The following is a 26,043-nucleotide window of genomic DNA, read 5'->3' as shown; positions in this document are numbered from 1 at the left end:
TTTGTTATGCTTGCAGGTAGTAAAGCGGAAAGAGTCATTATGCAAGCCTGGTACTTACTTTATTGCAAACGTGGGCAGCTTCAGCGCGCCCAGGAACACCTTGAACGTCAGGCAGTCAATTGCCTGATGCCGACGATCGCGCTGGAAAAAATCATCCGTGGTAAACGTACTACGGTCAGCGAGCCCCTGTTCCCAAACTATCTGTTCGTCGAATTCGACCCCGAGGTTATCCATACCACCACCATCAGCGCCACCCGCGGAGTGAACAGTTTCGTCCGTTTTGGCGCCCAACCGGCAGTGGTGCCTTCAGACGTGATTCACCAGCTTTCCATCTATAAACCGGAAGGCATTACCGACCCGGAAACGCCTCATGAAGGCGACAGCGTGTTAATCACCGACGGCGCTTTTGAAGGACTGCAGGCTATCTTCACCGAGCCCGACGGTGAAGCACGCTCCATGCTGCTCCTCAATCTGTTGAATAAACAGGTCCTGCAAAGCGTTAAAAATACCGACTTCTATAAAATCTGACGGCGCGGTTAAAAGCGCACGCCAAACAGCTTCCTGACGTTCGCATCCGTAACCTCCTCCAGCCATTGCGCTTCCTCGCCTCGCCAGCCCGCTACGCTTGCCAGAATATGCGGCAGATAAGCGGGCTCGTTGCGCCGCGAGGAGGGCTTCGGCTTCATGTCGCGCGGCAACAGATATGGCGCGTCGGTCTCCAGCAGCAAACGTTCCGCCGGGATCGCCGGCAACAGTTCGCGAAGCTCCAGTCCCCGCCGCTCATCGCACACCCAACCGGTGATACCGATAAATAAACCTCTATCAAGACACTGAAGCACTTCCGTGCGGCTACCGGTAAAGCAGTGCAACACGGCGCCGGGCAGTTTATTGAGCCACGGATCCAGCAGCGCAAGGAACCGTTCATGGGCGTCACGGCAGTGTAAAAATACCGGCATTGAGAGCTCGGCCGCCAGCGCCAGTTGGGCGCTGAACGCCTTCTCTTGCTCCTGCGGCGTTGAGAAGTTACGGTTGAAATCAAGACCGCATTCGCCAATCGCCGCCACCTGCGGCTGGCGGGCCAGCGCGTGGATTTCTTCGGCCACCGACTCCGTCCAGGTGCTGCTATCGTGCGGATGTACACCCGCGGTAGACCAGCAGTTGGCGTAACGGCCAGCCATCTGCTGCGCCTGCTGGCTTTCATGCAGATTGGTGCCGGTCAGCAACATCCCCTGGACACCCGCCGCCTGCGCGCGCGCAACCACCTCGTCGTGATCGCGGGAAAACTGCGAGCTGGTCAGATTTACGCCAATATCAAACATCATAACTCCCATATGACAACCGCCCTGACGGGCGGTTGGCGTTGTTACTCTTCTTTGCTCTCCGCCTCTTCGGCGGCGGCATCTTCGTCACGCGTCAGGCGTTTCCCGGTGTAGAAACGGGCAAAGAACACCCCGACTTCAAACAGGCAATACATGGGGATGGCCAACAGCGTTTGCGAGAACACATCCGGCGGCGTCAGCAGCATACCGACCACGAAGGCGCCCACCAGCACGTAGGGCCGTTTTTTACGTAAATCTTCCGGCGTCGTGACGCCCATCCAGCAGAGCAGGACGATGGCGACCGGCACTTCAAACGACACGCCGAAAGCCATAAACAGCGCCATGACAAAATCGAGGTAGCTACGGATATCGGTCGAAACTAATACCCCTTCCGGCGCGGCGTGGGTCAGGAAGCCAAATGCCAGCGGGAACACGACGAAATAAGCGAAAGCCATACCGATATAGAACAGCAGCGTACTGGAAACCAGCAGCGGCATGACCAGCCGACGTTCATGCTTATACAACGCTGGCGCGACGAACGCCCATACCTGATAAAGAATGACCGGTACCGACAGGATCACCGAGACCATAAAGGTCAGTTTGATCGGCGTGAAGAAAGGAGAAGCGACATCGGTGGCGATCATCGTCGCGCCTACCGGCATTTTGCTGATAAGCGGAGCGGATACCAGTTGATAGATATCATTGGCGAAGTAAACCAACGCCAGGAAGATCACCAGGATGGCAATAATGCTGTTGAGCAGGCGCTTACGCAGCTCAATCAGATGAGAAATTAACGGTTGAGTCTCGTCTACGCCCATTTTTTACGCTTTATCACTCGATGCGGGGGAAGAATCTGGCACTGCCGCGGCGGCTTTTTCCTTAGTTGCCGGGGCTTCAGCCGACGAAGCGGATAACTCATCGACAACGGGTTCCGGCGCATGTGCCGGAGCGCTGACCTGGTGTTCCGCCGTCGCCGGCGTGACATCCTGGCGCTGCGCTTCGCTACCTTTGACGACCGGATTATGAATGGTGTTCGCTTCGTCGCTGGCCTTTTCAGGATCGTGGGCGGTATAGGAACGCTTCATGGATTCAGCCGCTTCGCGCAGTTCATCCATCGAGGCTTTGAGCTCCGGAGTCAGATTATCCAGGCTGGCCTTTTCCACCTTCTTCAGGCTCTCCTGAAACTCCTGCAGTTTTAGCTCCTGGGCAAGCTCATTTTGTACGGTGGTCGCCAGCGAGCGCAACGTACGGATCCAGCTGGCCACCGTTTTGACGGCGACAGGTAGTCGCTGTGGCCCCAATACGATGAGGCCAATCACGAACACCAGCAATAGTTCACTAAAACCGATATCGAACACGAATTACACCTGCTCTTTGTCGTGGCGTTTTGTCTCGTCTTTTTTCGCATCATCTTGTTTATCAGCGATAGTTTTCGCTGCAAAATCTGCATCGGCTGAGGACTTATCAGATTTTTCGTCATCGCTCATCGCTTTTTTAAAGCCCTTGATCGATGCGCCTAAATCCGAACCCAGCGAGCTCAGCTTCTTCGTCCCGAAAAGCAGAACTACGATGACGACAACAATTAACAACTGCCAAATACTGATACCACCCATACACGTTCCCCTATGACAGATGATGAATGATGAGAGCGCATTATACACGTCATCCGGTGAGACGCCTCTTTGTCAGGCCGCTCACATGACTTCGCGCAAGAATCAATGCGCCAGAATAAACGCGAAACCTGTTAGCGCGTTTTTCGCCAACCAATAAGCCAGGTTACGACGCCGCCGGCCATCAGCCAGCCAGGCATCATGCCCCACTCCGGGCGGTGGATAAATAACAGCGTACCGCTTAAAAGCAAAACGGCGCCTATACCAAACAGATAACGGGACTGCCCCTGGCGCACGTGGCGCACCTGGAAGTCGCGCACGATGGTATCGACGCTGGTCTGTAGCTGTTTGCTCTGCTGCAGACTTTGGTACACCAGCTCAGGAATTTCCGGCATTCGTTCAATCCAGAACGGCGCTTTTTCTTTAAACGCACGCACCAGCGCGGGAATACCGACCTGATCCTTAATCCACGACTCGAGGAAAGGCTTCGCCGTTTTCCACAAGTCTAACTGAGGATAGAGCTGACGACCTACCCCTTCTACGTAAAGTAATGTCTTCTGAAGCAAAACCAGCTGCGGCTGGACTTCCATGTTGAAACGCCGCGCGGTATTAAACAGATTCAGCAATACGTGGCCGAAGGAGATTTCCGCCAGCGGCTTTTCAAAGATGGGCTCGCACACGGTGCGAATCGCAAACTCAAACTCTTCAACGTTGGTATCCGGCGGCACCCAGCCGGAATCGACGTGCAGCTCGGCAACCTTACGATAATCACGGTTGAAGAAAGCAATAAAGTTTTCAGCCAGATAGCGCTTATCGTCTTTGTTCAGCGAGCCGACGATACCGCAGTCGATACCGATATATTGCGGGTCATGCGGATGATCGTAGCTAACGAAAATATTACCCGGATGCATATCCGCATGGAAAAAGCTGTCGCGGAACACCTGGGTAAAGAAGACCTGCACCCCACGCTCCGCCAGCAACTGCATGTTGGTGCCCTGGGCTTCCAGCGCGACGACATCGGAAACCGGAATACCGTAGATCCGCTCCATCACCATCATGCCTTCGCTACAGTAATCGGAATAGACTTCCGGCACGTATAGCATTGGGCTGTCTTCGAAATTGCGCCGTAGCTGAATAGCATTAGCCGACTCGCGTAGAAGGTTCAGCTCGTCCATCAGCGTTTTTTCATATTCGCGGACGACTTCCTGCGGACGCAGACGGCGGCCATCCGGCAGCAGACGAGGCACCCAGCGCGCCAGGCGGTAGATTAATTTCATGTCCGCTTTGATCACCGGCAGGATATCCGGGCGAATGACCTTGATGACAACCTCTTTGCCGTTGTCTTTCAGACGCGCGGTATGGACCTGAGCGATAGAGGCGGAGGCGAGCGGCTCAATGGCGAAATCATCGAACCAGGCTTCAATGGGCAGCCCGCCCATCGCTTGTTCGATCTGTTGTTTTGCCAATTTGCCATCGAAAGGTGCGACGCGATCTTGCAGCAGCGCCAGCTGATCGGCGATTTGCGGCGGGAACAGGTCGCGGCGGGTGGAGAGCATCTGGCCGAACTTAATCCACACCGGGCCCAGCTCCTGCAGCGCCAGGCGTAAGCGTTGACCCAGCGGTTTATCTTTGTGGCGATTCGGCATCCAGAACAACATTCGCCGCCAGATGCGCAGCGGCAACGTGATACGCATTTTGGGAATGAGCTCATCAAGCCCGTAACTCAAAAAGGTGCGGATGATAAAATACAGGCGCCGTAATTCTCCTGGCGTCATTTGCCCTCCAGCGTTTCCAGCCGTTTTTCCAGTGCGGCCAGTGCGCGTTCCACGGCGGCGGATTCTTCAGCAAACCAGGCCATCTCTAACGGGCCCGGCGCCAGTCGCCACTCTTCGGTAATCGCTTCAGCGACGTAGCGCTGCTGGCTTTGCGCGCCCTGCAGCAGGAAGCGAGCGCCGCCGCGAAGCACCTTGCCAACCCCTTCAGCGACGATATCGCCGGTATACGGCGCCAGTAGCTCTGCCGGATCGAACTCCGCCAGATCGCAAAGCGCGACCATGTTCTGCACAACCTGCAGGTCGCCCTGCACTTCCAGATCGCCGCTGCGAATCAGCGCGGTCAACTGCTGGCGGTTACGCAGCTGCGGCAGCACGCTCAGGCGGGTAATTACGGTACAGTCAGCTTCGCCTTCCCATGCGCCGAGCACGTCGATTTGCTGCTCGCTATAGGCCAGCACGACAGGCGCCGACAGCTCTTTGAGCTCTACGCGCAGCACTTTCCCCAGCAGGCGTTGACGCGCCGGTTTAAGCGCGCGGTCGCGCCAGAGAAAAGTATTAAGAACCGTTTCGATGCCAGCGGTAACCAGTGGTGCGAAAGGCATAGCGTCCCTCCTGTCAGAACTTATAGCCGCGGTGTAGCGCGACAATACCTGCCGTCAGGTTGTAGTAGTCGACGCTTTCAAAACCCGCCTCCTGCATCATGCCTTTCAGGGTCTCCTGATCGGGATGCATGCGGATGGATTCCGCCAGATAGCGATAGCTTTCCGCATCGTTTGCCACCAGTTCGCCGACTTTCGGCAGCACGTGGAAGGAATAAGCGTCGTAGGCTTTGCTCAGTGGTTCGAGAATCGGTTTGGAGAACTCCAGAACCAGCAAACGTCCGCCCGGTTTCAGCACGCGGTACATTGAACGCAGCGCTTTGTCTTTATCGGTAACGTTACGCAGGCCAAAGGAGATGGTGATGCAGTCAAAGGTGTTATCCGCAAACGGCAGCGCTTCAGCGTTGGCCTGAACGTATTCGACGTTACCGACAATACCGATGTTACGCAGTTTTTCGCGGCCCATTTTGAGCATCGAATCGTTGATATCGGCGAGCATCACGCGACCGGTTTCGCCCACCAGACGGGAAAACTTCGCCGTCAGGTCGCCGGTACCGCCCGCTAAGTCCAGCACGGTTTGCCCACGACGCACGCCGCTGCAGTCGATGGTGAAGCGCTTCCACAAGCGATGAATCCCGAACGACATTAAGTCGTTCATCACATCATATTTTGCAGCGACAGAATGGAATACATGCGCCACCATGTCCGCCTTCTGCTCTTTGGCTACCGTTTGAAAGCCAAAATGCGTCGTTTCTTGTGAATCCTCAACCATCTCTATGCCCGCTTACTTATCAAGAAAATGTTCAGCGAGTGTAACAGATTCAGGCCATTTCCCATACGTTTCAGCTTGGCCTGACGTGCTCGTTTGCTCTCGCTGCAGACGCGGAATCGGCGCTAAACACATCTTCCTGCGGTAAATTTTCATCTTCCTCAAGGCGGTATTCGTCATCCTGCGCTGTGGCTTGTTCGACTAAATCAGGATTAATCCCGCGCTTAACCTCGACGCCCAGGCCACGGAATGACTCGGCCTGTACCAGCAGGTTGCCGCGCCCCGAGGCGAGCTTTTTCATCGCCTGGCGATAGTTATCCTGCGCTTTATCAAGGCTTTGGCCGATGGCCGACATATCGTCGACAAACAGCCGCATCTTGTCGTACAGGCGCCCGGCGCGCTCGGCGATTTTCTGCGCGTTACGGCTTTGATGCTCATAGCGCCACAAATTAGCGATAGTGCGCAGCGCCACCAGCAGGGTTGTTGGGCTAACCAGCATAATATTGTTCTTCAGCGCCTCGCTGATAAGCTCAGGCTGACGGTCGATAGCCAGCAGGAACGCCGGCTCGACGGGGATAAACATCAATACATAGTCGAGCGAACGTAACCCCGGCAGTTGTTGATAATCTTTGCGGCCCAGCAGGCGAATATGGTTACGTACCGAGGCAATATGCTCCTGTAGCGCCGCTTCGCGGGTGTAATCATCCTCAGCGTTGAAATAACGCTCATAGGCGACCAGAGTCATTTTGGCGTCGATAACCACGTCTTTGCCCTGCGGCAGGCGCACGATAACGTCCGGCTGCATCCGCGAGCGGTTATCGGTTTCGATGCTGACCTGTGTTTGATACTCATAGCCTTCGCGCAGGCCGGAGGCCTCCAGCACGCGGGTTAGCACCACTTCTCCCCAGTTGCCCTGGGTTTTGTTATCGCCCTTCAGCGCTTTCGTCAGGTTCAACGCCTCTTGCGCCATCTGTGCGTTCAGCTGTTGCAGGTTGCGGATTTCGTGCGCCAGCGTGTGGCGCTCACGCGCCTCCTGGCCGAAGCTGTCCTGCACCTGGCGACGAAAGCCGTCGAGCTGTTCCCGCAGCGGCGTCAGCAGGCCATGCAGGCTCTGGCGGTTTTGTTCATCAACCCGGCGGTTGCTGTGTTCGAATATGCGGTTCGCCAGGTTTTCAAATTGCTCGCTCAGGCGCTGCTCGCTGTTGACCATCTGGCGGATTTTATCTTCGGCGTGCAGCTGCGTGGATTCCAGACGAGTGGTCACTTCCCGCAGGTCGGCCTCCAGCGAGGTGTTGATATCACGCAGGCTGCGCAGCTCGTTGTTGAGAAGTTCGCACTCATCGCGCCAGTGCGATTCCTGCACCAGCTGCTGACGTGCGGCGCTAAGTTCGATATCCAGCTCGCGGCGCTCTTCAATGAGATCGGCACGGATTTGATCGGCGCGGGCTTTTGTCGCCAGCCAGCCAACGACTAACCCTGCCGCCAGCGCCACCACGGCGCTTATCACAATAGAGATATCCACAACGCCTCCCCGGCAACCACTTACGACACAAAATAGAATTGTGCTGTACAAACGTCCAGTTGAAAAGGATTTTCCTGCGAGGCGCTACGCAAAAAAGAAAGGCCGGAGGGTCCGGCCTTGCGAGAAAAAGTGAAGAACTACAGCAGGCGGCGCGCCGCTTCCACAACGATTTTCACCGCGTGGCTTTCGGTTTGCTTCATGGTTTCGGCGTTAGGGATCTCTTGCTGGGTACGGTTGACGATAACCCCTGCCACCATCCCGGCGCGCAGGCCCTGGCTGGCGCACATGGTCAGCAGCGTAGCGGATTCCATTTCATAGTTCATGACGCCCATTGCCTGCCACTCTTCCATCGAGCCTTTGAAGCGGCTCACGACACGGCCGGAGAAGGTGTCGTAACGCTCCTGGCCTGGATAGAAGGTATCAGAGGAGGCAGTTACACCGATATGGGTGGTCGCACCAATTGATTTCGCCGCTTCCACCAGCGCGGTGGTGCAGGCGAAGTCAGCAACGGCCGGAAACTCCATCGGCGCAAAGTGCAGGCTGGCGCCGTCCAGACGGACAGAACCGGTCGTCACCAGCACATCACCAACGTTGATGTGCGGCTGAATCGCCCCGGTGGTGCCGATACGCAGGAAGGTACGAACCCCCAGCTGCGCCAACTCTTCCACGGCGATAGAGGTCGACGGGCCGCCGATACCGGTGGAGCAAACAATCACCGGTTTGCCATCCAGCTCAGCGCGCCAGGAGGTAAATTCACGATGTGATGCCAGCTTAACCGGCTTATCCATCAGCGCGGCGATCTTTTCCACACGCTCCGGATCGCCAGGGACGATAGCCAGCGTAGCCCCTTGTAAATCGTTCTTAGTGAGGCCGAGATGAAAAACATCAGACTTGGACATAAAAAACTCCTCTGTGGGTCGAAGTATCAGCAGAAGCAAAAGGGTACTTTACAGAAGCCACTCGCTTATTTTTGTGATTATGGTCACCATGCATAACAATGATTGCATTTGTTTTTCAACAAATAGTGATTTACATCACATTAACAAGTTATATTCACGGTCATAGAACAAAAGATAGCCGCTTTCAGGCACTGTGCTTTATTACCGCCCGAACTAAAGGGTCTATAGTTAGTGTTGCGCTAATAAATAAGGGTACGGAGAATACCATGACCACCACCAAGCAACCTGGATTCGCACCTGCAGCCTCGCCGCACGCCTCGACCGCCGTCCATACGTCGGATGAGCAGATTGTCGCCGGAGAAACCTCGATCCCATCGCAGGGCGAGAATATGCCAGCCTATCACGCCCGCCCGAAAAACGCCGACGGCCCGCTGCCGATCGTTATCGTGGTGCAGGAGATTTTCGGCGTACATGAACATATTCGCGATCTGTGCCGCCGCCTGGCGCAGGAAGGCTATCTGGCGATTGCGCCAGAACTCTACTTTCGCCAGGGCGATCCGAATGAGTACAACGATATCCCTACCCTGTTCAAAGAACTGGTCACTAAGGTGCCGGACGCACAGGTGCTGGCGGATCTAGACCACGTCGCCAGTTGGGCAGCGCGCCACGGCGGCGATGCCCATCGTCTGCTGATCACCGGTTTTTGCTGGGGCGGGCGCATTACCTGGCTGTATGCCGCGCATAACCCGCAGTTGAAGGCAGGCGTCGCCTGGTATGGCAAACTGGTGGGAGAAAAATCGCTGAATTCGCCAAAACACCCGGTGGATATTGCGGTCGATCTCAACGCGCCGGTGCTTGGCCTGTACGGCGCTAAAGACGCCAGTATTCCGCAGGATACCGTCGAGACCATGCGCCAGGCGCTGCGGGCGGCAAATGCGAACGCCGAGATCGTGGTCTATCCCGAGGCCGATCACGCCTTTAACGCCGACTATCGCGCCAGCTATCACGAAGAGTCAGCCAAAGACGGCTGGCAGCGGATGCTGGCCTGGTTTGCTCAATATGGCGGTAAAAAAGGGTAAATGAAATAACGCCGTTCTTAAGACGGCGTTATTTCCTATTTCCCGCAGCACTTCTTATACTTTTTCCCACTGCCGCACGGACATGGCTCGTTTCGCGAAATCGTCTTTGATGACTGACGATCTTCGTCAGCAAGCCATGCCATTATTGCCGCCAGCGGATACCCTGCTTCCAATAGCTGCTGACAGACATTCATATACGGCGTGACATGCTGGAAAAAGTGTTTATAACCGGCACATAGATAGTTGTGCCCGGGGTGACCGCTCGGCGAAACCGCAAAACGATGTTTGGGACAGCCACCGTGGCAAACAAAGCGAAACTCGCAGCTGCGGCATTCTGCCGTTAGCGTCTCCCTTTTCCCCAGACCAAAGGCTATCGCCTGCTCGCTGTTATTGAGCGTCTTAATGTCCGAATGATGAATGTTACCCAGCTTATGCTCGGGATAAACATAGTGGTCGCAGTTGTAAAGATCGCCATTCGACTCCAGAGCAAAAGCGTGGCCGCACGTTTCCGAATGGACGCACAAAACCGGGGGTTGGCCCATCCAGGCCGCCAGAGCGACTTCAAACATCTGCACGAAAACACTATCGATATCCCGTCTTACCCAGATATCGAAAATCTGACTCAGGAAATCGCCAAACTGCCATGATGGCACGGTCCAGGAAGCAAGCCTGGCGGCGCTTTCTCCCGGCATAACCAGCTGCAGGAGTGATGATTCGTCGCTACTGACGCGCTCAACCAGAGGGATAAACTGAATATGACGTGAACCAGTGGCAAGCAAGAAATCATAGACTTCACGCGGGTGCCCCACATTATGTTTACCCACTACGGTCAACGTATTGAACTCAACCCCATGCGCTTTCAGCAACGTAATCGCCGCCATGACTTTATCGTGCGTGCCTTTGCCAGCACGATTAACGCGATATTGGTTATGGAGGTGCGCAGGACCATCAATGGAAACGCCGACGAGAAAACGCTGCTCGGCAAAAAAACGAGCCCACTCTTCATCAATCAAAATACCATTGGTTTGTAGCGCGTGTTCAACCTTCTTACCGTGTGCATATTTATGGCTTAACTCAACAACCCGGCGAAAAAATGGCAACCCCATCATGGTGGGTTCGCCTCCCTGCCAGGCGAAGGTCACCGTCTCTCCCATCTGGGCCTCAATATGCTGGCGAATGTAACGCTCCAGCGTTTCATCCGACATCCGCCAGTTTTTGTTTCGTTCCGGATACAGCGCTTCTTTTTCCAGATAAAAGCAGTAGGAACAATCGATATTGCACACCGAACCCGTCGGTTTAGCCATGACCTGGCAACCGGTTAATGCCATCTACACTATTCCTTCCCTTAACAGGCTTAGGATCGCGGAAAGCACCAATGACATAGCCACTAAGCCGAGAATTAAACTTAATAAACGCTTTACCATGACGGAAGCGAACGTCGTTAACTCTTTATTTGCGCTAGCCTGGCGCTGCTGGTATCGCGAAACCATCGCCAGCACAACGGTTAACCCCACGGCAGCGCTGGCAATCCACCCGGAGATCAGGTCGCCGCGAGCAAAGCCAATACGCGCCGCGGCTAATGCGAGGACAAAAACAGAAAATGTTGTCCGCTGCCAGGCAAGCGCGGTACGTTCCGGTTGCAGACCAGGGTCACGAGTTCGGATGGACAATGTCATAACAGGAGCAATACTCCCAAAACCATAACCATCATCGCCGCCAAACCCGCACTGAGCCAAAGTAATAAGCGGGGATAGGTCAGCGCCGCGTCATCGCGCATGGCGCGTTCATTACCGGACCAGCGTAAATAGGCATACCCGGAGAGGATCGCCGCCGTTATGCCCAACGCGCACACCAGCAACTCTTTCACCATTGAGGGCGCCAGGTTTTCCGCTAGTTGATCGATGCCTATCGCTGCGGCCATAAAAGCCAGCGCGGTGCGAATCCATGCCAGAAACGTTCGTTCATTCGCGAGGGAGAAACGATAGTCGGGATCCTTTCCCTGTGTCAGCCAGCTCATCGGCTATTCTCAACAACATATTGATAGCAATGCGCGATATGTTTCGCGATGCTGAATTCCACCAATTCTCCGCGATCGTTATAGCCCTTGCGGGTTTTCACCAGTAGCGGCTCATGAGAGTCAATATGCAGAATTCGGCAGTCATCTTCCGTCGGCATCTCCGCGGTAATGACATCCTGAAAACTATCAATATTTTCGTTATTTCCCTCAAACATGCTGTAAAGGCCGCCCTTCAACGCATCAAGCGTAAGATTTTGCAGACGTGGGGTTAACCAGATGTAGTTCACCTGCGCGGGCTGCTCGTTTTGTCGGTAGATGGTACGGGTTAACAACGGCAGCGGGCTGTTATCATGCAGCTCGAAAGCCTGAGCAACCTCCTCCGGCGGCACAAGCTGTTCAAGCTTAAGGTTGTTACGTTCAATGGGATGTTGCTGTTGCCCATCAACCAGACGTATCCGGGCCTTCACCTCCTGTTTCTCTGAGGTGCTGATGACCATTGTACCGATCCCCGCCTGTCGTTTTACTAACCCTTTTGCCGCTAATTCGGCGAGAGCTCGACGGGCAGTTATGCGGCTGACGCCAAAGATCTCTTCAAATTCAGCCTCCGTCGGTAGTACATCGTTCTTTTTGTATTCCCCGGTTTTCAGTTTTTCCAGCAATATATCGTGCAGCTGGGCATAGAGCGGTTTGGCACCGCGCGAATAGTCCAGTTCTTCTTTCATGGATCCCTACTCCTTTTCCCCGGCCTGAGCCGGGGATACTACTCAATCAAGTCGCATTTCTAAGGCCATTTTATAGTACACGCTTTGATGCTGCTCCTTTGGAACCTCGTTCTGGACGAAGGCCCACAAATTTTCTGTCGTCCAGCCAGGCTGGCTGGCGGACTGGAGCTGCGCCATCAGCTCTGTCTGACCACTCCCTTCCAGATGTTGTAATAGCGCAAAGAGACCGTAACGGACAACTGGCGAAAAGGCGGCCAGCTCAGGCAATAAATGCGGATCCAACCCTAGCAATGGTCCGCCAGCATCCTCCAGACCATAGCGTGGATATAGCTCCGATGGCGCGTCGCTCTGCGCCATCATCGCTTTCATGCTGCTGCAGAGACGTTCTGCTGCGGCAGTATCACGGCTTTGCGTTTGCTGCAGCGGATCGTCGTGCAGGTCGTACAGACGATGACCAAATCGATCGGCCCCGCGCGTCATCACTGATTCAGCTGGAATCTTCAGCACCTGACAGCCCTTGGTAAAACTGAATGGCGGATGCAGCGTCATGCCCTGAAATTCGCTCGGCGTAAAGCGTCGATTAATACGGGTAGGCATCAAGGTGTATTCATACAAACCGCTCACCCCTTGCTGTACCGGCGCGCGCATATAGACATAGCGGCCGTCAGTAATATTGATATGGCAGCCATGATAGCCAAACAGCGCGTAATTACGGACCGGCGTGTCATCACGAAGCACCGGTAGTAAAGACACTCCTTGCATATCTTTTGGTTTGGGCAGCCCAAAGCTATCAAGTAACGTCGCCGGAATATCAATCGTCTGGGCCAGCGCCTGCCGTGACTCGCCCGTGCAGCCATACTGTGGATGCCAGATAAAACAGGGGGTATTGGCCACTTCGTTATACAGCGGCATGATGTTTTTTCCCCACCATTCATGCTCGCCGAGCAGGAAACCATGATCCGTATTGACGATGAGCATCGTGTCCTGCCACAGATCGTATCGGTCCATATAGTCCAGCACTTTACCCACGTAGGCATCCACCATCGTGAGTAGCGCCATATAATATTTCTGAATGACGCTTTTCCGCTCCGGGCTTTCCGTCACGAAATAATAAGGTGGCCAACCGTCAAACTGCGATGGATCCTCAATACCGTACATCCGCAGATATTTTTCCGGTACGAAAAAGGGTTCGTGAGGATCAAAACACTCTAACTGCAGGAACCAGTTATCACTGGCATGGTTGGTATCAATAAACTCCAGACCTTTATTGATTGTCCGCGTCAGATGGTGATCTTCCTCATTTTGCATAAACTGTACGTTAATCTGGTGCTGTACCCGGCTAGTGATACGACGCTGTTTAATCTCCTCCGGCTCACCTGATTCATAGCGATATACAGGTTTATTAACAACGCCTTTCCATGCGTCTCCTTCCTGCCCGCGAATAAACTCATAGGTACTGTAGCGTGAGTGATAGGTTGCCCCGCCATCACGCCAGTAGTGCTTATGATCGGTCACCAGGTGGGTATGAATCCCGTTCTTCTTCAGTATTTCAGGCACTGAGTCATCAAACGGCTCCAGCGGCGACCATCCCCGATGGAGAAAGTTGTAACGCCCGGTATGTAATTCTCTTCGCGCGGGCATACAAGGCATACTGCCAACATAAAAATTATCAAAGCGTACCGTACGCTCTTTTAAACGCTGGAAATTCGGTGTGATGGCGCGATCGCTTCCATAAGCTGACAACAGACGTTTGTTAAGCGAATCAAACATCAACATAATTGCTTTCATACATTATTCCTTTTCACGCCATTTCTTTATCGTAACCGCGGACTTTGCCAACGACATAAGTCAACGCAAAAGCCGCTGCGCAGCCAACCAGCCATGCGAGGATGTACTGAAGATATTTCCCGTCAGCAATCAACGGGAGTGCTGACAGCCCCGCCGCGCCGACCCCATTTGTGGACACGCCAAGCAGTACCACCATCACGCCGCCGAAACCTGCACCAATAGAACCAGTGATAAACGCAAAGCCTGCAGGAATATTGACGCCAAAAATAGTCGGTTCGCCAACCGCCAGAATAGAGGTTGGAATCGCCCCCCTGGCAATTTTCTTCATCACCGGATCGCGCGTCAGCAAGAGCACCGCCGTCGCCGCGCCGACCATCCCGGCATTAGACATAATTTGAATAGCAAACAGGGGAGCATGACCAGTGGCATTAATCATCTCGAGATGGATCGGGAAGAGGCCATGATGCAAACCTAACGAAATCAGGAAGGGGAACAAAGCCGAAAGCACGAAGCCGGCGACGATACCGCCATGTTCCAGTAGCCCATTCAGACCGCTGAGTATCCCGTTAGACACGATACCCGCAGCAGGCATGATGACGAAAAGCAGAGCTGCCGCCATGATCAACAAAACAAGCGTTGGCGTCACGACCACATCGACAACATCAGGAACAAATCGGCGCACCTGTTTCTCCAGCAGGCACATTAGCCAGACGGCGAAAATCACGCCGATAAGCCCCCCTTGGCCTGCTATCAGTCCGAGCGTCGTTACCTGCGGCATAATGGTAATTGCTCCGAGCAGACCGCCCAGTATCAAATTTCCTTCAAACTCTCGCGCCGAAGTTACCCCGGCATAGATGGCCAAAAAGCCAAACAGCGCTTTCGAGACGATATCAAGGAATTGGCTTACCCCCAGAAGATGGCGCTGATCGAGCACTACCTGGGTCGGAGAGAGATCGCCTACTGCAGCGATATGATGGCTCATGGCCCAGGATGCTGCCGAGTTGAATATCACATTGTTCAGCCCCATCAGAATTCCGGCCGCAATCAACGCGGGCAGAATCGGGACAAAAATATTCGCAATGTGTTTGAGTATTACTTTGGTCCGGGTCTGTTTTTTGGCTTTTTCACGTGCTTTTTGCGCTTTTTGTTCAACTGTGCTTAACGCCTCCCCGCTACTCGGTTGGCCTTTTAAACGCTCATTGATAACGCCAGCCACTTTTGTCGATTTCCCCGGGCCGACTATCACCTGCAAAGTGTCGTCTTCGACAACGCCCAATACCCCCTCAATCGCTTTTAATGCGGTCATATCCACCAGGGAAATATCGGAAATGGTCATTCGCACCCGAGTCATACAGTTCGTGACATGCATAAGGTTAGCGAGTCCGCCACAGTGTTTAACGATGGCATCCCCCACCATGTTGTAGTTCATACAGAGGTTCCTTTTTTTGTAATCTCCATTTGTTATAACAATATAATATTATATTTTTGTGAACGCTGTCAAAAAGTACAACATAACGACGGTATCTAAGATTTTGAAAACCAGAGATGCAATGAGCACAGAGGAACGCGGGCAGGCGCTTGCCCCCCGCGTGCAGAGAAGACCGGGTTGTTTAACGATTACGTATCTTTAACAAAGTAGCGATATTGCCAGCGGTACGGTAAACAATGAGACATAATAATCCATGAATAAACAACTCATCCCAATCCGCAAGCCGGTAATGGCCAAAAAAAAGAAAAACAGCAATACCACTACAGGAAATAACCAGAATCCAGGCAATTAACGAAATTGCCGGTTTATAACGCCTTCCATTTCTTTTCCAGAATATTATCCGCAAAATAATTAACCAACATAACAAACTATTTATATAAGAAGGTAAGTCACTCAATGTCATTTTTATTCCCTCTTTTCAGTTTATTTAGCAACTCTCCTTTTTGCATAGGTAAAGTGGCCAGGTACATCAAAAAACGCACGGCCCCTGCCGCTGAAATAGCAGCACCCAATGCTTCGGGAATCGGTATATGTAAGTTGGCATAGGCTATTAGCCCCAGGTTTATAACTGTAGCCACACATTTTGCGGAAAAAATTCCTACGTTGATTGAGCAGAAAAAAAGCGCTACCTTTGCCCACAATGTGTACTCTGTAGCCGAAATAACGAAAATCACGCTCCCGGAAAAAGCGCCAAGAATAATCCCCGGTGAACACCCTGTCTCATACATTATCTTTCTCCAGCAAACGACTGAAGAACTAACCTAGCCGATCTTTATCGCGACAAATTGCACAACAAGAATTAATTTCACTATTTTTCGCATCAGCATGGGTGACTTATTTTTAGCTCCCTGTTAATTTCCGCAAACCAACAACAAAATAATGCATAAATAAAAACAATCAGTTAACCGTCTCAAAAAGAGATACCGTGCCCGTACCGCGCAACCTCTATTTTTCTACGCAACCAGTTGAAACAGATCATTTTTTCACACGCACACCAATATTCCGTGTTAAGGTTTAACTGATGTAATGTTAATCTCCAGCAATACCACACAAAACGCTTTTTTGATCTTTGTTATATTACAGATAAACATTTGTTAATTCAGTTCGATATGGTCTTAAAATGAAAATATAGTTTCAATAATTGAACAACCGCAAGAACTATCTTACTTCATTCTCATACTGGATGTTTCTGAGCCAAACAGAGTGATTCGCTACTGATTACATGAGGATAACATGGGAATTTTTTTATCTAAAAAAATGAAATATTTTATGGTAACAATGGAGAGAAGAAACTTCAGTCTAGCCGCTGACGAGCTCTGTATAACGCGTTCGCCATTGAGCAAGGTTATCACTGAAATTGAAAGCTGGCTTGGCGGGAGATTATTCATCAGGCGCCACAACGATCTGGAGCCAACCTCTTTAGCGTGGGACTTTTATCATAAATGCAAGCCTCTCTATTATAAAACCCTATCTCTTGAGTCTGAGTGGAGCAGTAAAAAAACACAATCCCTTCTCACTTTTCATTTTGACATCAGCATACCGGAACTCCTGTTTCGTCAACTAGTGATGATTGCTCAGGTTGAAAAAATTGATGCTAAGTTTATCCGGGAAAGTATCGACGTTAATGATGAGCAACAGCTAAAGTACCAAAGTAATTATATTATGATTGCCACTCGACCGTTGCGTTGCAACTATCACACAGAATATAGCTCATGGGAAGGGTGCCCATTAGTGGTACTTAAAAGTAAATATGTCCCACAATCAAATCAACAAAACATGTTTATCTGGAAAGATAAAAATGTTGATTATATGAAAGAGCATTACTCGCATATCTTGAGTCAATCTAAAATACTACCATCTTTTATTGAACATGATTTCGATATCCCTACGTTACTCTATGCTGTACGTTCAGGGAAAGGCTCATTATTAATGAGTCAAAAAATGGCTCAACTGTACAAAATCGATGGTATAGAGTATCAAACGCTATCCGGATATCATCCCCGAATTTATTTCTATACAAATATTGATAAGACCAGGCAAAAATCACTCATTAAATTTAAAGAAATATTGTCGTTCTTTATCTGAATACTCCCCAAAGAAGAGTTGGCACCAACTCTTCTTCACAAAAAATAACAATCATTTTTGGCACTAATCTATTCGCTAATTGAAACATGCCATTATTTTTCTCCGGCACTATAGTCAGGCATTAACAATGCAAAACTTAATCATTTAATCAGGAGATAAATCATGACTACACCGACCCACATTGGATATCGCGACCCAGGTGATGGTTCATATAACCCAGGGCTACAAACAAATATTGCGCCAGTCACCCGTGACAACGCATTATATAACGATTTCATTGCTGATATCACAGCCACTAATACCCTCGGTAGCGGTAGCGAAAAATACCAGCAGGATTTATTTGGCCGCTCACCGCTCAGCGCTCTGATTGGATTCTGGAATACCAGTAGCGAAGTGACTGTCACGGTCATGAGCCCCGATAAACCTGAAGCGCCAGAAATTAGTCATACCTATACCAATCTGGACGTTGACCAGGCCATCACCCTGCCCGTGCTGGGATTTCTGGCGCGTGAAGAGATCAATACGCTCAACCAGGTTACCGTCACTGATAGCAATGGCAATAGCTTCCAGACGACGGTTGATATTGCCCAACTGCCCTTTACCGATCCTGAGGGGAACGTGAGTAACGGCTTCCCTAAAGTGGACGTCATTACCACAGCGGAGCAATCTGTCGTAGGTGACGATCTTTATTTTGTGATCCTTTCCGAGCGCCGGGCAAATATTGCATGGGACCGTCAGGCTAATGTCCGTTGGTACGTCCTGGCAGGAAGCGAAACTGACGATCCGGTGCTCTGGCTACCCGTATTTAATACCACACGATTGTCCGATGGTACGTTTATCGGATCTGACGACCACCTCAGTTATTACTATACCCCGGCAGATATGGGAGAAAATGAGCCCGTCGGGCAACGTGAACTGTGGCGATTCGATGCAACAGGCCGCGTATTCGGTATTTATTTTATTCGCGACCGTGCACATCACTCGCTTTTAGAACTCCCTGGAGAAAACGCGTTGCTTTATGGTTCCGATTATATCAGCCAGCGTGAAAGCGATGCTGGTCCAAATCCGGATCCGGACGGCCCGAACCAAGGTCCGTCAGCTGAAGACTGTATTGCTATTTTAGATTTGGCCACCGGCTTTGAGAAAGTCTATTATGACTTCCGTCAAATTATGAATTTCTGGCGAACACCCGTACCGACAGACCTGTCAGTTCCTGATATTTACGATTGGGTTCATATCAACCAAATTTATCTTGATAGCGATAGTAATATGCTGATCGCCTCCTGCCGACATCAGTGCGCAATTGTGGGGGTCGACAGAGAAAAAGGAGCACTGCAGTTTATTTCCGGTAATCATGACGACTGGCAGGCGACGGAATCCGGCGAGCCGACCACTGACTGGTCAGCGCTATTATTAACACCGATTAATCCTGAAACGGACGAAGCGTATGATCTTAGCGATCCGCTGCAGAAAGCCGAGGCCGACCGGACATTCTGGACGTGGGGTCAACACAATGTACAGGAGATCATTAAATCAGAGTCTAACCCGGACATCATTGAATTCTCCATATTCAATAATGGCAACTACCGCACACGAAATACCGCCGTTGGGGTAGTTGCTTCCGAAAATGCTTCCCGTTGTTCACGTTATCAGGTCGATTTAGTCAACAGGGAAGTGAGAAAACTGTTTGAATATGGCGAGACGGAAGTGGGCGCCGACGGCTATAGCTCCTACGTTTCGACGGCCACATTCTTTAATCAGGATAATGATGCCAGCCAGCCGCGCCTACTCGCTAATTTCGGCGGCAGCATTTTCCAGGAGAACGGGAGCGGCGTCGATACCGGTTTGGCTTTGACCTTAAAACCTGATGAATCCGACCGCCAGGATCCATTAGAGCAAGTTGATGGTAACTACCAGGGGCGCGCTATCCTGCAGGAAATCGACCTGAATACCAACTCGCCCGTCTTTGAGATCCGTTTAACGTCAGGGTCATACAAAACGACCGCAGCAGGCGAGACGCTGCGCCGCGCGGAACTATACGCCTTCAGGGCCTATAAAATGCCGCTCTATCCGGCATAATCGATCAAACGCCAGCAAAATTGCTGGCGTTTTTAATGACCTTAGGCCTGGCGCAGATTTTGCGCCGCTTGCACCATGTTCGCCAGCGCGGCGCGGGTTTCCGGCCAGCCGCGGGTTTTCAGGCCGCAGTCCGGATTAACCCACAAGCGATCCGCCGGGATACGCTGCGCGGCTTTCTCCAGCAACCCTTCAATCCACTCCACGCTCGGTACGTTTGGCGAGTGGATATCATAAACTCCCGGGCCGATTTCGTTTGGATATTCAAACTCTTCAAACGATTCCAGCAGTTCCATGTCGGAACGCGAGGTTTCAATGGTGATCACATCGGCATCCAGCGCGGCGATAGAGTCCATGATGTCATTGAACTCGCAATAACACATGTGGGTATGAATCTGGGTGTCATCCTTAGCAACCGCGGCGTTGATGCGGAAAGCTTCGACGCCCCACTGTAGATAAGCATCCCAATCGCTGCGCTTCAGCGGCAGACCTTCGCGCAGTGCCGGTTCATCAATCTGGATAATACCGATACCGGCCGCCTCCAGATCCGCCACTTCATCGCGAAGCGCCAGCGCAATCTGCTTCGCGATGGTTTCGCGGCTGACATCCTCGCGCGGGAAGGACCAGCACAGAATGGTTACCGGACCGGTCAACATGCCTTTGACCGGCTTGTCGGTAAGAGACTGCGCGTACTTCGCCCATTCGACGGTGATCGCTTGCGGACGGCTGACATCGCCGATAACCACCGGCGGCTTCACGCAGCGAGAGCCATAGCTTTGCACCCAACCGTTTTGCGTGAAGATGAAACCGTCTAGATGCTCACCGAAATACTCCACCATGTCGTTTCGCTCGGCTTCTCCGTGCACCAGCACGTCTAAACCCAGACGTTCTTGTTCGACGATCGCCTGCTTAATATGTTCGGCAATACCCGTCCGATAATGGCTGGCGTCAAGATTGCCCTTTTTGAAGTCCAGACGTAGGGTACGAATTTCGGTTGTCTGCGGGAATGAACCGATCGTCGTCGTCGGCCATGCTGGCAGGTTAAAGCGTTTGCGCTGCGCCTGTGCGCGCTCGGCATAAGGGCTGGTGCGCTGGCTGTCCTGAGCAGTGATTGCCGCCAGCCGTTTTTCCACTGCCGCGTTGTGTACGCGAGTCGAATGGCGACGAGCCTGAATTGGCGCGCTCCACGCCTCGATCGCCGTCGTATCACCGCTGTTCAGCGCGTCGCGTAGCAGCGCCAGTTCGCCACACTTCTGCAGGGCGAAAGCAAACCAACTTTTTACTTCGGCATCAAGACGGGTCTCTACGCTCAGATCGATCGGGCTATGCAGCAAGGAGCAGGAAGAGGCGACCCATAGCTCACGTTGACCGACAAGCGACTTTATTTGCGCATATTTTTCCGTGAGATCGGCGCGCCAGACGTTACGACCATTGATCAGCCCGGCGGATAACAGCCAGTCGGCCGGCAGGCGTTTATGTAGTTCAGCCACCTCATCTTTACCGTGCACAAGATCGACGTGTAGCCCCTGTACCGGCAGCGCGGTGATAACATCAAGGTTGTCGGTGATCCCTTCAAAATAGGTAGTCAGCAGTAGTTTTACCTGCCCCTGCAGGGCTTCATAAGCTGGTTTAAAGGCATCCAGCCATGCTTGCGGCAGCTCCAGAACCAGCGCCGGCTCATCAATCTGCACCCACTCAATGCCGCGCTTCGTCAGCTCGCCCAGTACCTGCTGGTAAACCGGAAGGATATCGTTCAACAGGCTTAGACGATTAAACTGTTCGCCTTTTACTTTGCCCAGCCACAGATAGGTTACCGGCCCCAGCAGTACAGGCTTAATCTTGTGGCCCAGCGCCAGCGCTTCGTCCACTTCATCCAGCAGTTGGGTCCAGCTCAGCTTGAACTGTTGGCCCTGGACAAATTCCGGCACCATGTAGTGATAGTTGGTGTTGAACCACTTGGTCATTTCCGCGGCGGCAGCGGGTTCACCGGTCGGCGCGCGGCCGCGACCAATGCGGAACAGGGTATCGATATCGACGGTGCCGTCTTTGTTCTGATGACGAGCCGGCACGTTGCCCAGCAGCAGGCTGGTGGTCAGAACATGGTCGTACCAGGCAAAATCGCCCACCGGCAGCAGATCAATGCCCGCCTGTTTCTGCTGCTCCCAGTGACGAGCGCGCAGCTCGCGACCTACCGCCAGCAGCTCTTCACGCGTGGCGTTGCCCGCCCAGTAGCTCTCTTGCGCTTTTTTCAGCTCGCGGCGAAGGCCAACGCGAGGAAAACCGAGGGTGTGATTAATAATGGTCATGTGTTCTTCCTCTAATTAATTATTAATCCAAAGGATTTTGTATTCAGGGAAGGCGGCAAGTTTGCTCATCCCCAAGTGACTGGGGTGAGCGAACGCAGCCAACGCACCATAAATTCAAAAGACGAAGGATTTTAGCCATCCAGATGTTTACACATCCATAATGTAAAGGTACTGTATATTCCTCAAGCGCAAATTATTCATGCCGAAGTGAAGGACATTCATGATCGAGATTAAACACCTGAAAACGCTACAGGCGTTGCGGAACAGCGGTTCGCTGGCGGGCGCGGCGGCAGCCCTGCACCAAACCCAGTCGGCCCTGTCCCACCAGTTTAGCGATCTGGAACAGCGCCTTGGCTTCCGTTTATTTGTGCGTAAAAGCCAGCCGCTGCGCTTTACGCCGCAAGGGGAAATTCTGCTACAGTTAGCCAATCAGGTGCTGCCGCAGATCGCCCGCGCGTTGCAGGACTGCAACGAACCTCAGCAGACCCGTCTGCGGCTGGCGATCGAGTGCCATAGCTGCATTCAGTGGCTCACCCCGGCGCTGGAAAGCTTCCGCGCCCGCTGGCCGCTGGTGGAAGTTGATTTTCAGTCCGGCGTCACTTTTGACCCGCAGCCAGCCCTGCAGCAGGGCGAACTCGATCTGGTGATGACCTCAGATATTTTGCCGCGTAGCGGCCTGCACTATTCACCGATGTTTGATTATGAAGTTCGTCTGGTATTAGCTCCGGAGCATCCGCTGGCGGCGAAAACGCGCATCTCGCCGGAAGATCTGGCTGCGGAAACGTTACTGATTTATCCGGTACAGCGCGGGCGACTGGATATCTGGCGCCACTTCCTGCAACCGGCGGGGATCAGCCCGCAGTTGAAAAGCGTCGATAACACGCTGCTGCTGATTCAGATGGTCGCCGCGCGAATGGGTATTGCCGCCCTGCCGCACTGGGTGGTAGAAAGTTTTGAACGCCAGGGTTTGATTGTCACCAAAACCCTGGGAGAAGGACTGTGGAGCCGGCTGTACGCCGCGGTGCGCGATGGCGAGCAACGCCAGCCGGTAACAGAAGCGTTTATTCGCTCAGCGCGGAATCACGCTTGCGATCATCTGCCGTTTGTACGGAGTGCGGAGCGACCCAGCGGCGATGGACCCATAGCGAAGCCAGGATTACCAGCGCGCCAATGATAAAGCTCGGCCAGTGAGGCTGCTCCTGCCAGATAGCGAGATTAACCAACAGCCCGGCGGGGACGTGAACGTTATTCATGATCCCCAACGTACCGGCATCCACCTGCGTCGCGCCGTAGTTCCACATGAAGTAACCCAACCCGGAAGCGACCACGCCCAGCCATACCAGAACCCCCCACTGCAGACCGGTGGACGGCAACCTCTGCGGATTGCCCAGCATAAACCACGCCGCTACCGCCACGATAAAGGCGCCGGCATAGAACCAGGCAAAGGCATTGTGTTGCGGCATTGGACGGACTTCCATCAGACGCTTGTAGCCCACCATACCGATGGCGAAACAGATATTCGACAGCTGCACCAGCAATAGCCCGGTCCAGAAGTGATCGCTGACTTTGTCATAGCGGATGATCGCCGCCCCTAACACCGCCAGCGCCGCGCTAAGCAGATAGCCCCAGCGTAGTTTACGGCCGCTGATCAGATCGTAAATCAGGGTGATATACAGCGGGGTAAAGACCGTAAACAACAGAAATTCGGAGACTGTCAGATAGAGATAGGCGCGGAAAGCCAGCAAATACATAATCCCAAGCTGCATCGCCCCTACCAACATGTAGAGCACGATGGTACGCGGAGACTGGCCGCGCGTACGCAGGAAAGGCAGGAACACCAGCGCTGCCAGGCCCACGCGCATCAGCACGGAAAAATAGCTATCGACGCTACCGGCAAGGTATTCGCCAATCAGGCTAAACGAAAAGGCCCACAGGATAGTGGTGATAATTAATAGCGCCACAATGGTCGTCTCATTGAATAAAGAACAGGCATTGTAGCGGAGAGAGAGGTTGACGACTGACCAGTTATTAGCCAATCGTCAATCTTTATCAATCGAGGTACAGCTTGCGCAGGTAATGCGGTACAGCATCATCGGCGTTGCTGCCGATCACTTCCAGCTCCGGATGCAAGTCCTTCAACCGCTGATGGGCGTTCGCCATGATGCAGCCTTTACCGGCCATCGACAGCATCTCGGCGTCGTTCATGCCGTCGCCAAAGGCGATACACTCTTTGAGGCTGTAGCCAAGCATTTTCGCGACGGCCTCCAGCGCATGCCCTTTCGATACACCGCCGGCCATCACTTCAAGGCAGGTCAACGTGGAGAAACTCACATTCACGCGGTCGCCCCAGCGCGCGTTGATAGCCTGCTCAAGCGGCAGCAAATGTTCATGATCTTCACAGGTGAAGAAAACTTTGCTGATGCCATCCGCATCCAGCTCGCCCGGTTCATAAAGCTTGTAGTTGAACACCGCCTCTTTGAAGAAGCGCATCTCTTCCGGGCGATGGCGATTCATAAACCATTCATCTTCACGATAGACGTTGGTCACAATCTTCACATCGTTACGCACCATCTCAAACAGATCGCTGGCGATATCGCGGTCGAGGTTATGGGCGAAGATTTGTTTTCCTTCGCTATCGTGTACGCGGGCGCCGTTAGAGGTGATCATGTACGACTTAATGCCGAGATTATCGCGGATCTGTCCCACATCGATATAGTGGCGACCAGTGGCGAAAACGAAATTTATCCCGCGCGCGGTGAGTAGCTTCAGCGTTTCTTTGGCATAGGGAGTGAGGAAATGGTCGGGGGAAAGCAGCGTGCCATCTAAATCAGACGCAACAACCTGGTACATAAAAAATTTAACCTCTAAGCAGGGCGACGAGATCTATCGTCGGATTAAGTATGTCGATTGAAAAAATCGACGATGGCATTTAGCGCGACTGAGCGCATAGCGTCCTTTTCAAAAAGGATCTCGTGATATGCCCCTTCAATAACGAGCGGCTTATCGCCTTCACAAGGGTGTCCGGCAGCGGAACGGAGTTCGCAATAGCGGTCGTGCATCAGGTTATCGACCACCCTTTCATCCTCGGCCTGAATCAATAGCGTCGGAGTCGTATCTTTCTCGACGCCAGCCAATATCTCTTCACCGGCCAGAATACCTTCGCGCACCCAGTGATAGGTCGGCCCGCCGACGCGCAGCCGCGGATCGTCGGCATAAAAACGCAGATTACGACGATAGCGCTGACGGCTATGAGTCAATACATTGAGCGAAAACGGCAGCGCCCGCCAGCGGCCCGTACCGATGGCATACTCTTCACGAATACGCTGATGGCCCTCAGCCCAGTCGAGAATATGGCGCACCATCCAGTCCGGCAGGCGCATGATGATGCCAAACATTGGCGCGCATAAGGCAATGGCGTCGCAATGCTGCCGGTGACGCTGCAAGAACAGCGTGGCAATGGCGCCGCCCATCGAGTGGGCGAGAATAAAACGTTTACGCCAGTGGCCGGGCACCACTTCCTGCTGCCAAAGCGCAGCCAGATCGTCAACATAATCGCTAAAGCGCACAACATGACCGCGGTGGGTATCAGACAGCAACCTACCGGAGCGCCCCTGACCGCGGTGATCGATAATCATTACGTCAAAGCCGCTGTGGAAGAGATCGTAGGCTAGTTCGGCGTACTTCACGTAGCTTTCGATGCGGCCGGGGCAAATAACTACCAGCCGGTCATTATTTGCGGCGCAAAAGCGCACAAAGCGTACCGGAACCTTATCGACGCCCGTAAATTCAGCTTCTTCCCGCTGATGCCAAAAATCCGTCAGCGGCCCCATGGTAAAGGCCGCAAACGCGTTTTCTCGTGTGTCCCAGTCCTTTTGCTGCCCAAACATCGGGTTTACACCCCTGTTAACCGCTGAAAATCGTTTTTTTGTCGCACATCACACAATGCTGATGCAATAGCGTATTGTGGCATAAAAATAGACAATCAGGG

General features: G+C 52.8%; 26 protein-coding genes. 5 read left to right on the top strand and 21 right to left on the bottom strand.

All coding sequences use genetic code 11. The annotated features are described in order from the left end of the window. Positions 1 to 39 precede the first annotated feature (39 nt). Entirely contained in the window at positions 40 to 528 is a 489-nt protein-coding gene (rfaH, locus tag PGR09_RS23325) for a transcription/translation regulatory transformer protein RfaH (protein WP_047045723.1), read from the top strand. Positions 529 to 536: 8 nt separating this feature from the next. Here the strand turns inward: rfaH and tatD are convergent, their stop codons facing one another. From tatD to udp, 9 genes are all read right to left on the bottom strand, one after another. Further along, positions 537 to 1,331: a 3'-5' ssDNA/RNA exonuclease TatD gene (gene tatD, locus PGR09_RS23320; RefSeq protein WP_320483020.1), complete on the bottom strand. Its 795-nt coding sequence runs from the start codon at positions 1,329 to 1,331 to the stop codon at positions 537 to 539. A 32-nt stretch (positions 1,332 to 1,363) separates the two neighbouring features. Continuing rightward, positions 1,364 to 2,137 carry a Sec-independent protein translocase subunit TatC gene (gene tatC / locus PGR09_RS23315; protein ID WP_015368842.1) on the bottom strand — a complete coding sequence of 258 codons (774 nt, stop codon included), beginning with the start codon at positions 2,135 to 2,137 and terminating at the stop codon, positions 1,364 to 1,366. A gap of 3 nt (positions 2,138 to 2,140) precedes the next feature. Then, positions 2,141 to 2,677 carry a Sec-independent protein translocase protein TatB gene (gene tatB, locus PGR09_RS23310; protein ID WP_320483021.1) on the bottom strand — a complete coding sequence of 179 codons (537 nt, stop codon included), beginning with the start codon at positions 2,675 to 2,677 and terminating at the stop codon, positions 2,141 to 2,143. Between the two features lie 3 nt (positions 2,678 to 2,680). After that, a complete protein-coding gene (gene tatA / locus PGR09_RS23305; RefSeq protein WP_015368844.1) occupies positions 2,681 to 2,932 on the bottom strand; it encodes a Sec-independent protein translocase subunit TatA in 252 nt (83 codons plus the stop codon). A gap of 131 nt (positions 2,933 to 3,063) precedes the next feature. Continuing rightward, positions 3,064 to 4,704 (bottom strand): ubiquinone biosynthesis regulatory protein kinase UbiB, encoded by a 1,641-nt coding sequence (ubiB, locus tag PGR09_RS23300; RefSeq protein WP_200782687.1) that lies wholly within the window; start codon positions 4,702 to 4,704, stop codon positions 3,064 to 3,066. Next, complete coding sequence (gene ubiJ / locus PGR09_RS23295; protein ID WP_045395607.1) at positions 4,701 to 5,306, bottom strand: ubiquinone biosynthesis protein UbiJ; 606 nt, start codon at positions 5,304 to 5,306, stop codon at positions 4,701 to 4,703. The genes ubiB and ubiJ overlap by 4 nt, the downstream gene beginning before the upstream one ends. Before the next feature lie 13 nt (positions 5,307 to 5,319). Next, positions 5,320 to 6,075, bottom strand: a complete 756-nt coding sequence (ubiE, locus tag PGR09_RS23290) for a bifunctional demethylmenaquinone methyltransferase/2-methoxy-6-polyprenyl-1,4-benzoquinol methylase UbiE (protein WP_045395605.1) — start codon at positions 6,073 to 6,075, stop codon at positions 5,320 to 5,322. A gap of 70 nt (positions 6,076 to 6,145) precedes the next feature. Beyond that, positions 6,146 to 7,594, bottom strand: coding sequence for a DNA recombination protein RmuC (gene rmuC, locus PGR09_RS23285; RefSeq protein ID WP_430916554.1), 1,449 nt, complete (start codon positions 7,592 to 7,594; stop codon positions 6,146 to 6,148). 137 nt (positions 7,595 to 7,731) lie between these two features. Next, the gene (gene udp, locus PGR09_RS23280) at positions 7,732 to 8,493 is read right to left on the bottom strand and encodes a uridine phosphorylase (protein WP_004181652.1); all 762 of its coding nucleotides are present in this window, start codon (positions 8,491 to 8,493) and stop codon (positions 7,732 to 7,734) included. Positions 8,494 to 8,759: 266 nt separating this feature from the next. Between udp and PGR09_RS23275 the strand changes: the two genes are divergently transcribed. Beyond that, complete coding sequence (locus PGR09_RS23275; RefSeq protein ID WP_045395602.1) at positions 8,760 to 9,572, top strand: dienelactone hydrolase family protein; 813 nt, start codon at positions 8,760 to 8,762, stop codon at positions 9,570 to 9,572. A gap of 35 nt (positions 9,573 to 9,607) precedes the next feature. Here the strand turns inward: PGR09_RS23275 and PGR09_RS23270 are convergent, their stop codons facing one another. From PGR09_RS23270 to PGR09_RS23235, 8 genes are all read right to left on the bottom strand, one after another. After that, positions 9,608 to 10,900, bottom strand: coding sequence for an anaerobic sulfatase maturase (locus PGR09_RS23270; RefSeq protein ID WP_320483022.1), 1,293 nt, complete (start codon positions 10,898 to 10,900; stop codon positions 9,608 to 9,610). Continuing rightward, entirely contained in the window at positions 10,901 to 11,248 is a 348-nt protein-coding gene (locus PGR09_RS23265; protein ID WP_101705870.1) for a DUF202 domain-containing protein, read from the bottom strand. Continuing rightward, positions 11,245 to 11,589: a YidH family protein gene (locus tag PGR09_RS23260; protein WP_063443448.1), complete on the bottom strand. Its 345-nt coding sequence runs from the start codon at positions 11,587 to 11,589 to the stop codon at positions 11,245 to 11,247. Before PGR09_RS23260 ends, PGR09_RS23265 begins: the two co-directional genes overlap by 4 nt. Beyond that, positions 11,586 to 12,311 carry a GntR family transcriptional regulator gene (locus PGR09_RS23255; protein ID WP_320483023.1) on the bottom strand — a complete coding sequence of 242 codons (726 nt, stop codon included), beginning with the start codon at positions 12,309 to 12,311 and terminating at the stop codon, positions 11,586 to 11,588. The genes PGR09_RS23260 and PGR09_RS23255 overlap by 4 nt, the downstream gene beginning before the upstream one ends. 42 nt (positions 12,312 to 12,353) lie before the next feature. Continuing rightward, positions 12,354 to 14,099 carry a sulfatase gene (locus tag PGR09_RS23250; protein ID WP_430916553.1) on the bottom strand — a complete coding sequence of 582 codons (1,746 nt, stop codon included), beginning with the start codon at positions 14,097 to 14,099 and terminating at the stop codon, positions 12,354 to 12,356. Between the two features lie 13 nt (positions 14,100 to 14,112). Beyond that, positions 14,113 to 15,528 carry a PTS transporter subunit EIIC gene (locus tag PGR09_RS23245; protein WP_430916552.1) on the bottom strand — a complete coding sequence of 472 codons (1,416 nt, stop codon included), beginning with the start codon at positions 15,526 to 15,528 and terminating at the stop codon, positions 14,113 to 14,115. Positions 15,529 to 15,709: 181 nt separating this feature from the next. Next, positions 15,710 to 15,991, bottom strand: a complete 282-nt coding sequence (locus tag PGR09_RS23240) for a phage holin family protein (protein ID WP_413927768.1) — start codon at positions 15,989 to 15,991, stop codon at positions 15,710 to 15,712. Continuing rightward, positions 15,978 to 16,316 (bottom strand): putative holin, encoded by a 339-nt coding sequence (locus PGR09_RS23235; protein ID WP_213794884.1) that lies wholly within the window; start codon positions 16,314 to 16,316, stop codon positions 15,978 to 15,980. Before PGR09_RS23235 ends, PGR09_RS23240 begins: the two co-directional genes overlap by 14 nt. A gap of 505 nt (positions 16,317 to 16,821) precedes the next feature. Here PGR09_RS23235 and PGR09_RS23230 point away from each other — a divergent pair. Together PGR09_RS23230 and PGR09_RS23225 are read left to right on the top strand one after the other, a co-directional pair. Next, positions 16,822 to 17,673, top strand: coding sequence for a LysR family transcriptional regulator (locus PGR09_RS23230; protein WP_320483026.1), 852 nt, complete (start codon positions 16,822 to 16,824; stop codon positions 17,671 to 17,673). 162 nt (positions 17,674 to 17,835) lie between these two features. After that, complete coding sequence (locus PGR09_RS23225) at positions 17,836 to 19,752, top strand: aryl-sulfate sulfotransferase (RefSeq protein WP_430916550.1); 1,917 nt, start codon at positions 17,836 to 17,838, stop codon at positions 19,750 to 19,752. Positions 19,753 to 19,793: 41 nt separating this feature from the next. Here the strand turns inward: PGR09_RS23225 and metE are convergent, their stop codons facing one another. After that, entirely contained in the window at positions 19,794 to 22,055 is a 2,262-nt protein-coding gene (metE, locus tag PGR09_RS23220; protein ID WP_430916549.1) for a 5-methyltetrahydropteroyltriglutamate--homocysteine S-methyltransferase, read from the bottom strand. A 220-nt stretch (positions 22,056 to 22,275) separates the two neighbouring features. Between metE and metR the strand changes: the two genes are divergently transcribed. Continuing rightward, positions 22,276 to 23,229, top strand: a complete 954-nt coding sequence (gene metR, locus PGR09_RS23215) for an HTH-type transcriptional regulator MetR (protein WP_015703991.1) — start codon at positions 22,276 to 22,278, stop codon at positions 23,227 to 23,229. On the opposite strand, the gene PGR09_RS23210 is transcribed toward metR, so the two are convergent. The 3 genes from PGR09_RS23210 to pldB form a co-directional block, all read right to left on the bottom strand. Beyond that, positions 23,117 to 24,016: a carboxylate/amino acid/amine transporter gene (locus tag PGR09_RS23210; RefSeq protein WP_047045702.1), complete on the bottom strand. Its 900-nt coding sequence runs from the start codon at positions 24,014 to 24,016 to the stop codon at positions 23,117 to 23,119. The genes metR and PGR09_RS23210 overlap by 113 nt on opposite strands. A gap of 88 nt (positions 24,017 to 24,104) precedes the next feature. Continuing rightward, positions 24,105 to 24,905, bottom strand: a complete 801-nt coding sequence (gene yigL / locus PGR09_RS23205) for a sugar/pyridoxal phosphate phosphatase YigL (protein ID WP_015368853.1) — start codon at positions 24,903 to 24,905, stop codon at positions 24,105 to 24,107. A gap of 44 nt (positions 24,906 to 24,949) precedes the next feature. Then, the gene (gene pldB, locus PGR09_RS23200; protein ID WP_045395594.1) at positions 24,950 to 25,942 is read right to left on the bottom strand and encodes a lysophospholipase L2; all 993 of its coding nucleotides are present in this window, start codon (positions 25,940 to 25,942) and stop codon (positions 24,950 to 24,952) included. Between the last annotated feature and the right edge of the window lie 101 nt (positions 25,943 to 26,043).

This window comes from Klebsiella sp. 141251 (assembly GCF_050600725.1).
Taxonomy (GTDB): domain Bacteria; phylum Pseudomonadota; class Gammaproteobacteria; order Enterobacterales; family Enterobacteriaceae; genus Klebsiella; species Klebsiella aerogenes.
The sequence above is the reverse complement of the archived record's forward strand: the minus strand, read 5'-3'. Positions and strand labels throughout refer to the sequence as shown.

Coding starts and splice junctions, on each gene's coding strand:
- rfaH (WP_047045723.1), top strand. CDS start 40: ATGCAAGCCTGGTACTTACTTTATTGCAAACGTGGGCAGCTTCAGCGC.
- tatD (WP_320483020.1), bottom strand. CDS start 1,331: ATGGGAGTTATGATGTTTGATATTGGCGTAAATCTGACCAGCTCGCAG.
- tatC (WP_015368842.1), bottom strand. CDS start 2,137: ATGGGCGTAGACGAGACTCAACCGTTAATTTCTCATCTGATTGAGCTG.
- tatA (WP_015368844.1), bottom strand. CDS start 2,932: ATGGGTGGTATCAGTATTTGGCAGTTGTTAATTGTTGTCGTCATCGTA.
- ubiB (WP_200782687.1), bottom strand. CDS start 4,704: ATGACGCCAGGAGAATTACGGCGCCTGTATTTTATCATCCGCACCTTT.
- ubiJ (WP_045395607.1), bottom strand. CDS start 5,306: ATGCCTTTCGCACCACTGGTTACCGCTGGCATCGAAACGGTTCTTAAT.
- ubiE (WP_045395605.1), bottom strand. CDS start 6,075: ATGGTTGAGGATTCACAAGAAACGACGCATTTTGGCTTTCAAACGGTA.
- udp (WP_004181652.1), bottom strand. CDS start 8,493: ATGTCCAAGTCTGATGTTTTTCATCTCGGCCTCACTAAGAACGATTTA.
- PGR09_RS23275 (WP_045395602.1), top strand. CDS start 8,760: ATGACCACCACCAAGCAACCTGGATTCGCACCTGCAGCCTCGCCGCAC.
- PGR09_RS23270 (WP_320483022.1), bottom strand. CDS start 10,900: ATGGCATTAACCGGTTGCCAGGTCATGGCTAAACCGACGGGTTCGGTG.
- PGR09_RS23265 (WP_101705870.1), bottom strand. CDS start 11,248: ATGACATTGTCCATCCGAACTCGTGACCCTGGTCTGCAACCGGAACGT.
- PGR09_RS23260 (WP_063443448.1), bottom strand. CDS start 11,589: ATGAGCTGGCTGACACAGGGAAAGGATCCCGACTATCGTTTCTCCCTC.
- PGR09_RS23255 (WP_320483023.1), bottom strand. CDS start 12,311: ATGAAAGAAGAACTGGACTATTCGCGCGGTGCCAAACCGCTCTATGCC.
- PGR09_RS23250 (WP_430916553.1), bottom strand. CDS start 14,099: ATGAAAGCAATTATGTTGATGTTTGATTCGCTTAACAAACGTCTGTTG.
- PGR09_RS23245 (WP_430916552.1), bottom strand. CDS start 15,528: ATGAACTACAACATGGTGGGGGATGCCATCGTTAAACACTGTGGCGGA.
- PGR09_RS23240 (WP_413927768.1), bottom strand. CDS start 15,991: ATGACATTGAGTGACTTACCTTCTTATATAAATAGTTTGTTATGTTGG.
- PGR09_RS23235 (WP_213794884.1), bottom strand. CDS start 16,316: ATGTATGAGACAGGGTGTTCACCGGGGATTATTCTTGGCGCTTTTTCC.
- PGR09_RS23230 (WP_320483026.1), top strand. CDS start 16,822: ATGGGAATTTTTTTATCTAAAAAAATGAAATATTTTATGGTAACAATG.
- PGR09_RS23225 (WP_430916550.1), top strand. CDS start 17,836: ATGACTACACCGACCCACATTGGATATCGCGACCCAGGTGATGGTTCA.
- metE (WP_430916549.1), bottom strand. CDS start 22,055: ATGACCATTATTAATCACACCCTCGGTTTTCCTCGCGTTGGCCTTCGC.
- metR (WP_015703991.1), top strand. CDS start 22,276: ATGATCGAGATTAAACACCTGAAAACGCTACAGGCGTTGCGGAACAGC.
- yigL (WP_015368853.1), bottom strand. CDS start 24,905: ATGTACCAGGTTGTTGCGTCTGATTTAGATGGCACGCTGCTTTCCCCC.
- pldB (WP_045395594.1), bottom strand. CDS start 25,942: ATGTTTGGGCAGCAAAAGGACTGGGACACACGAGAAAACGCGTTTGCG.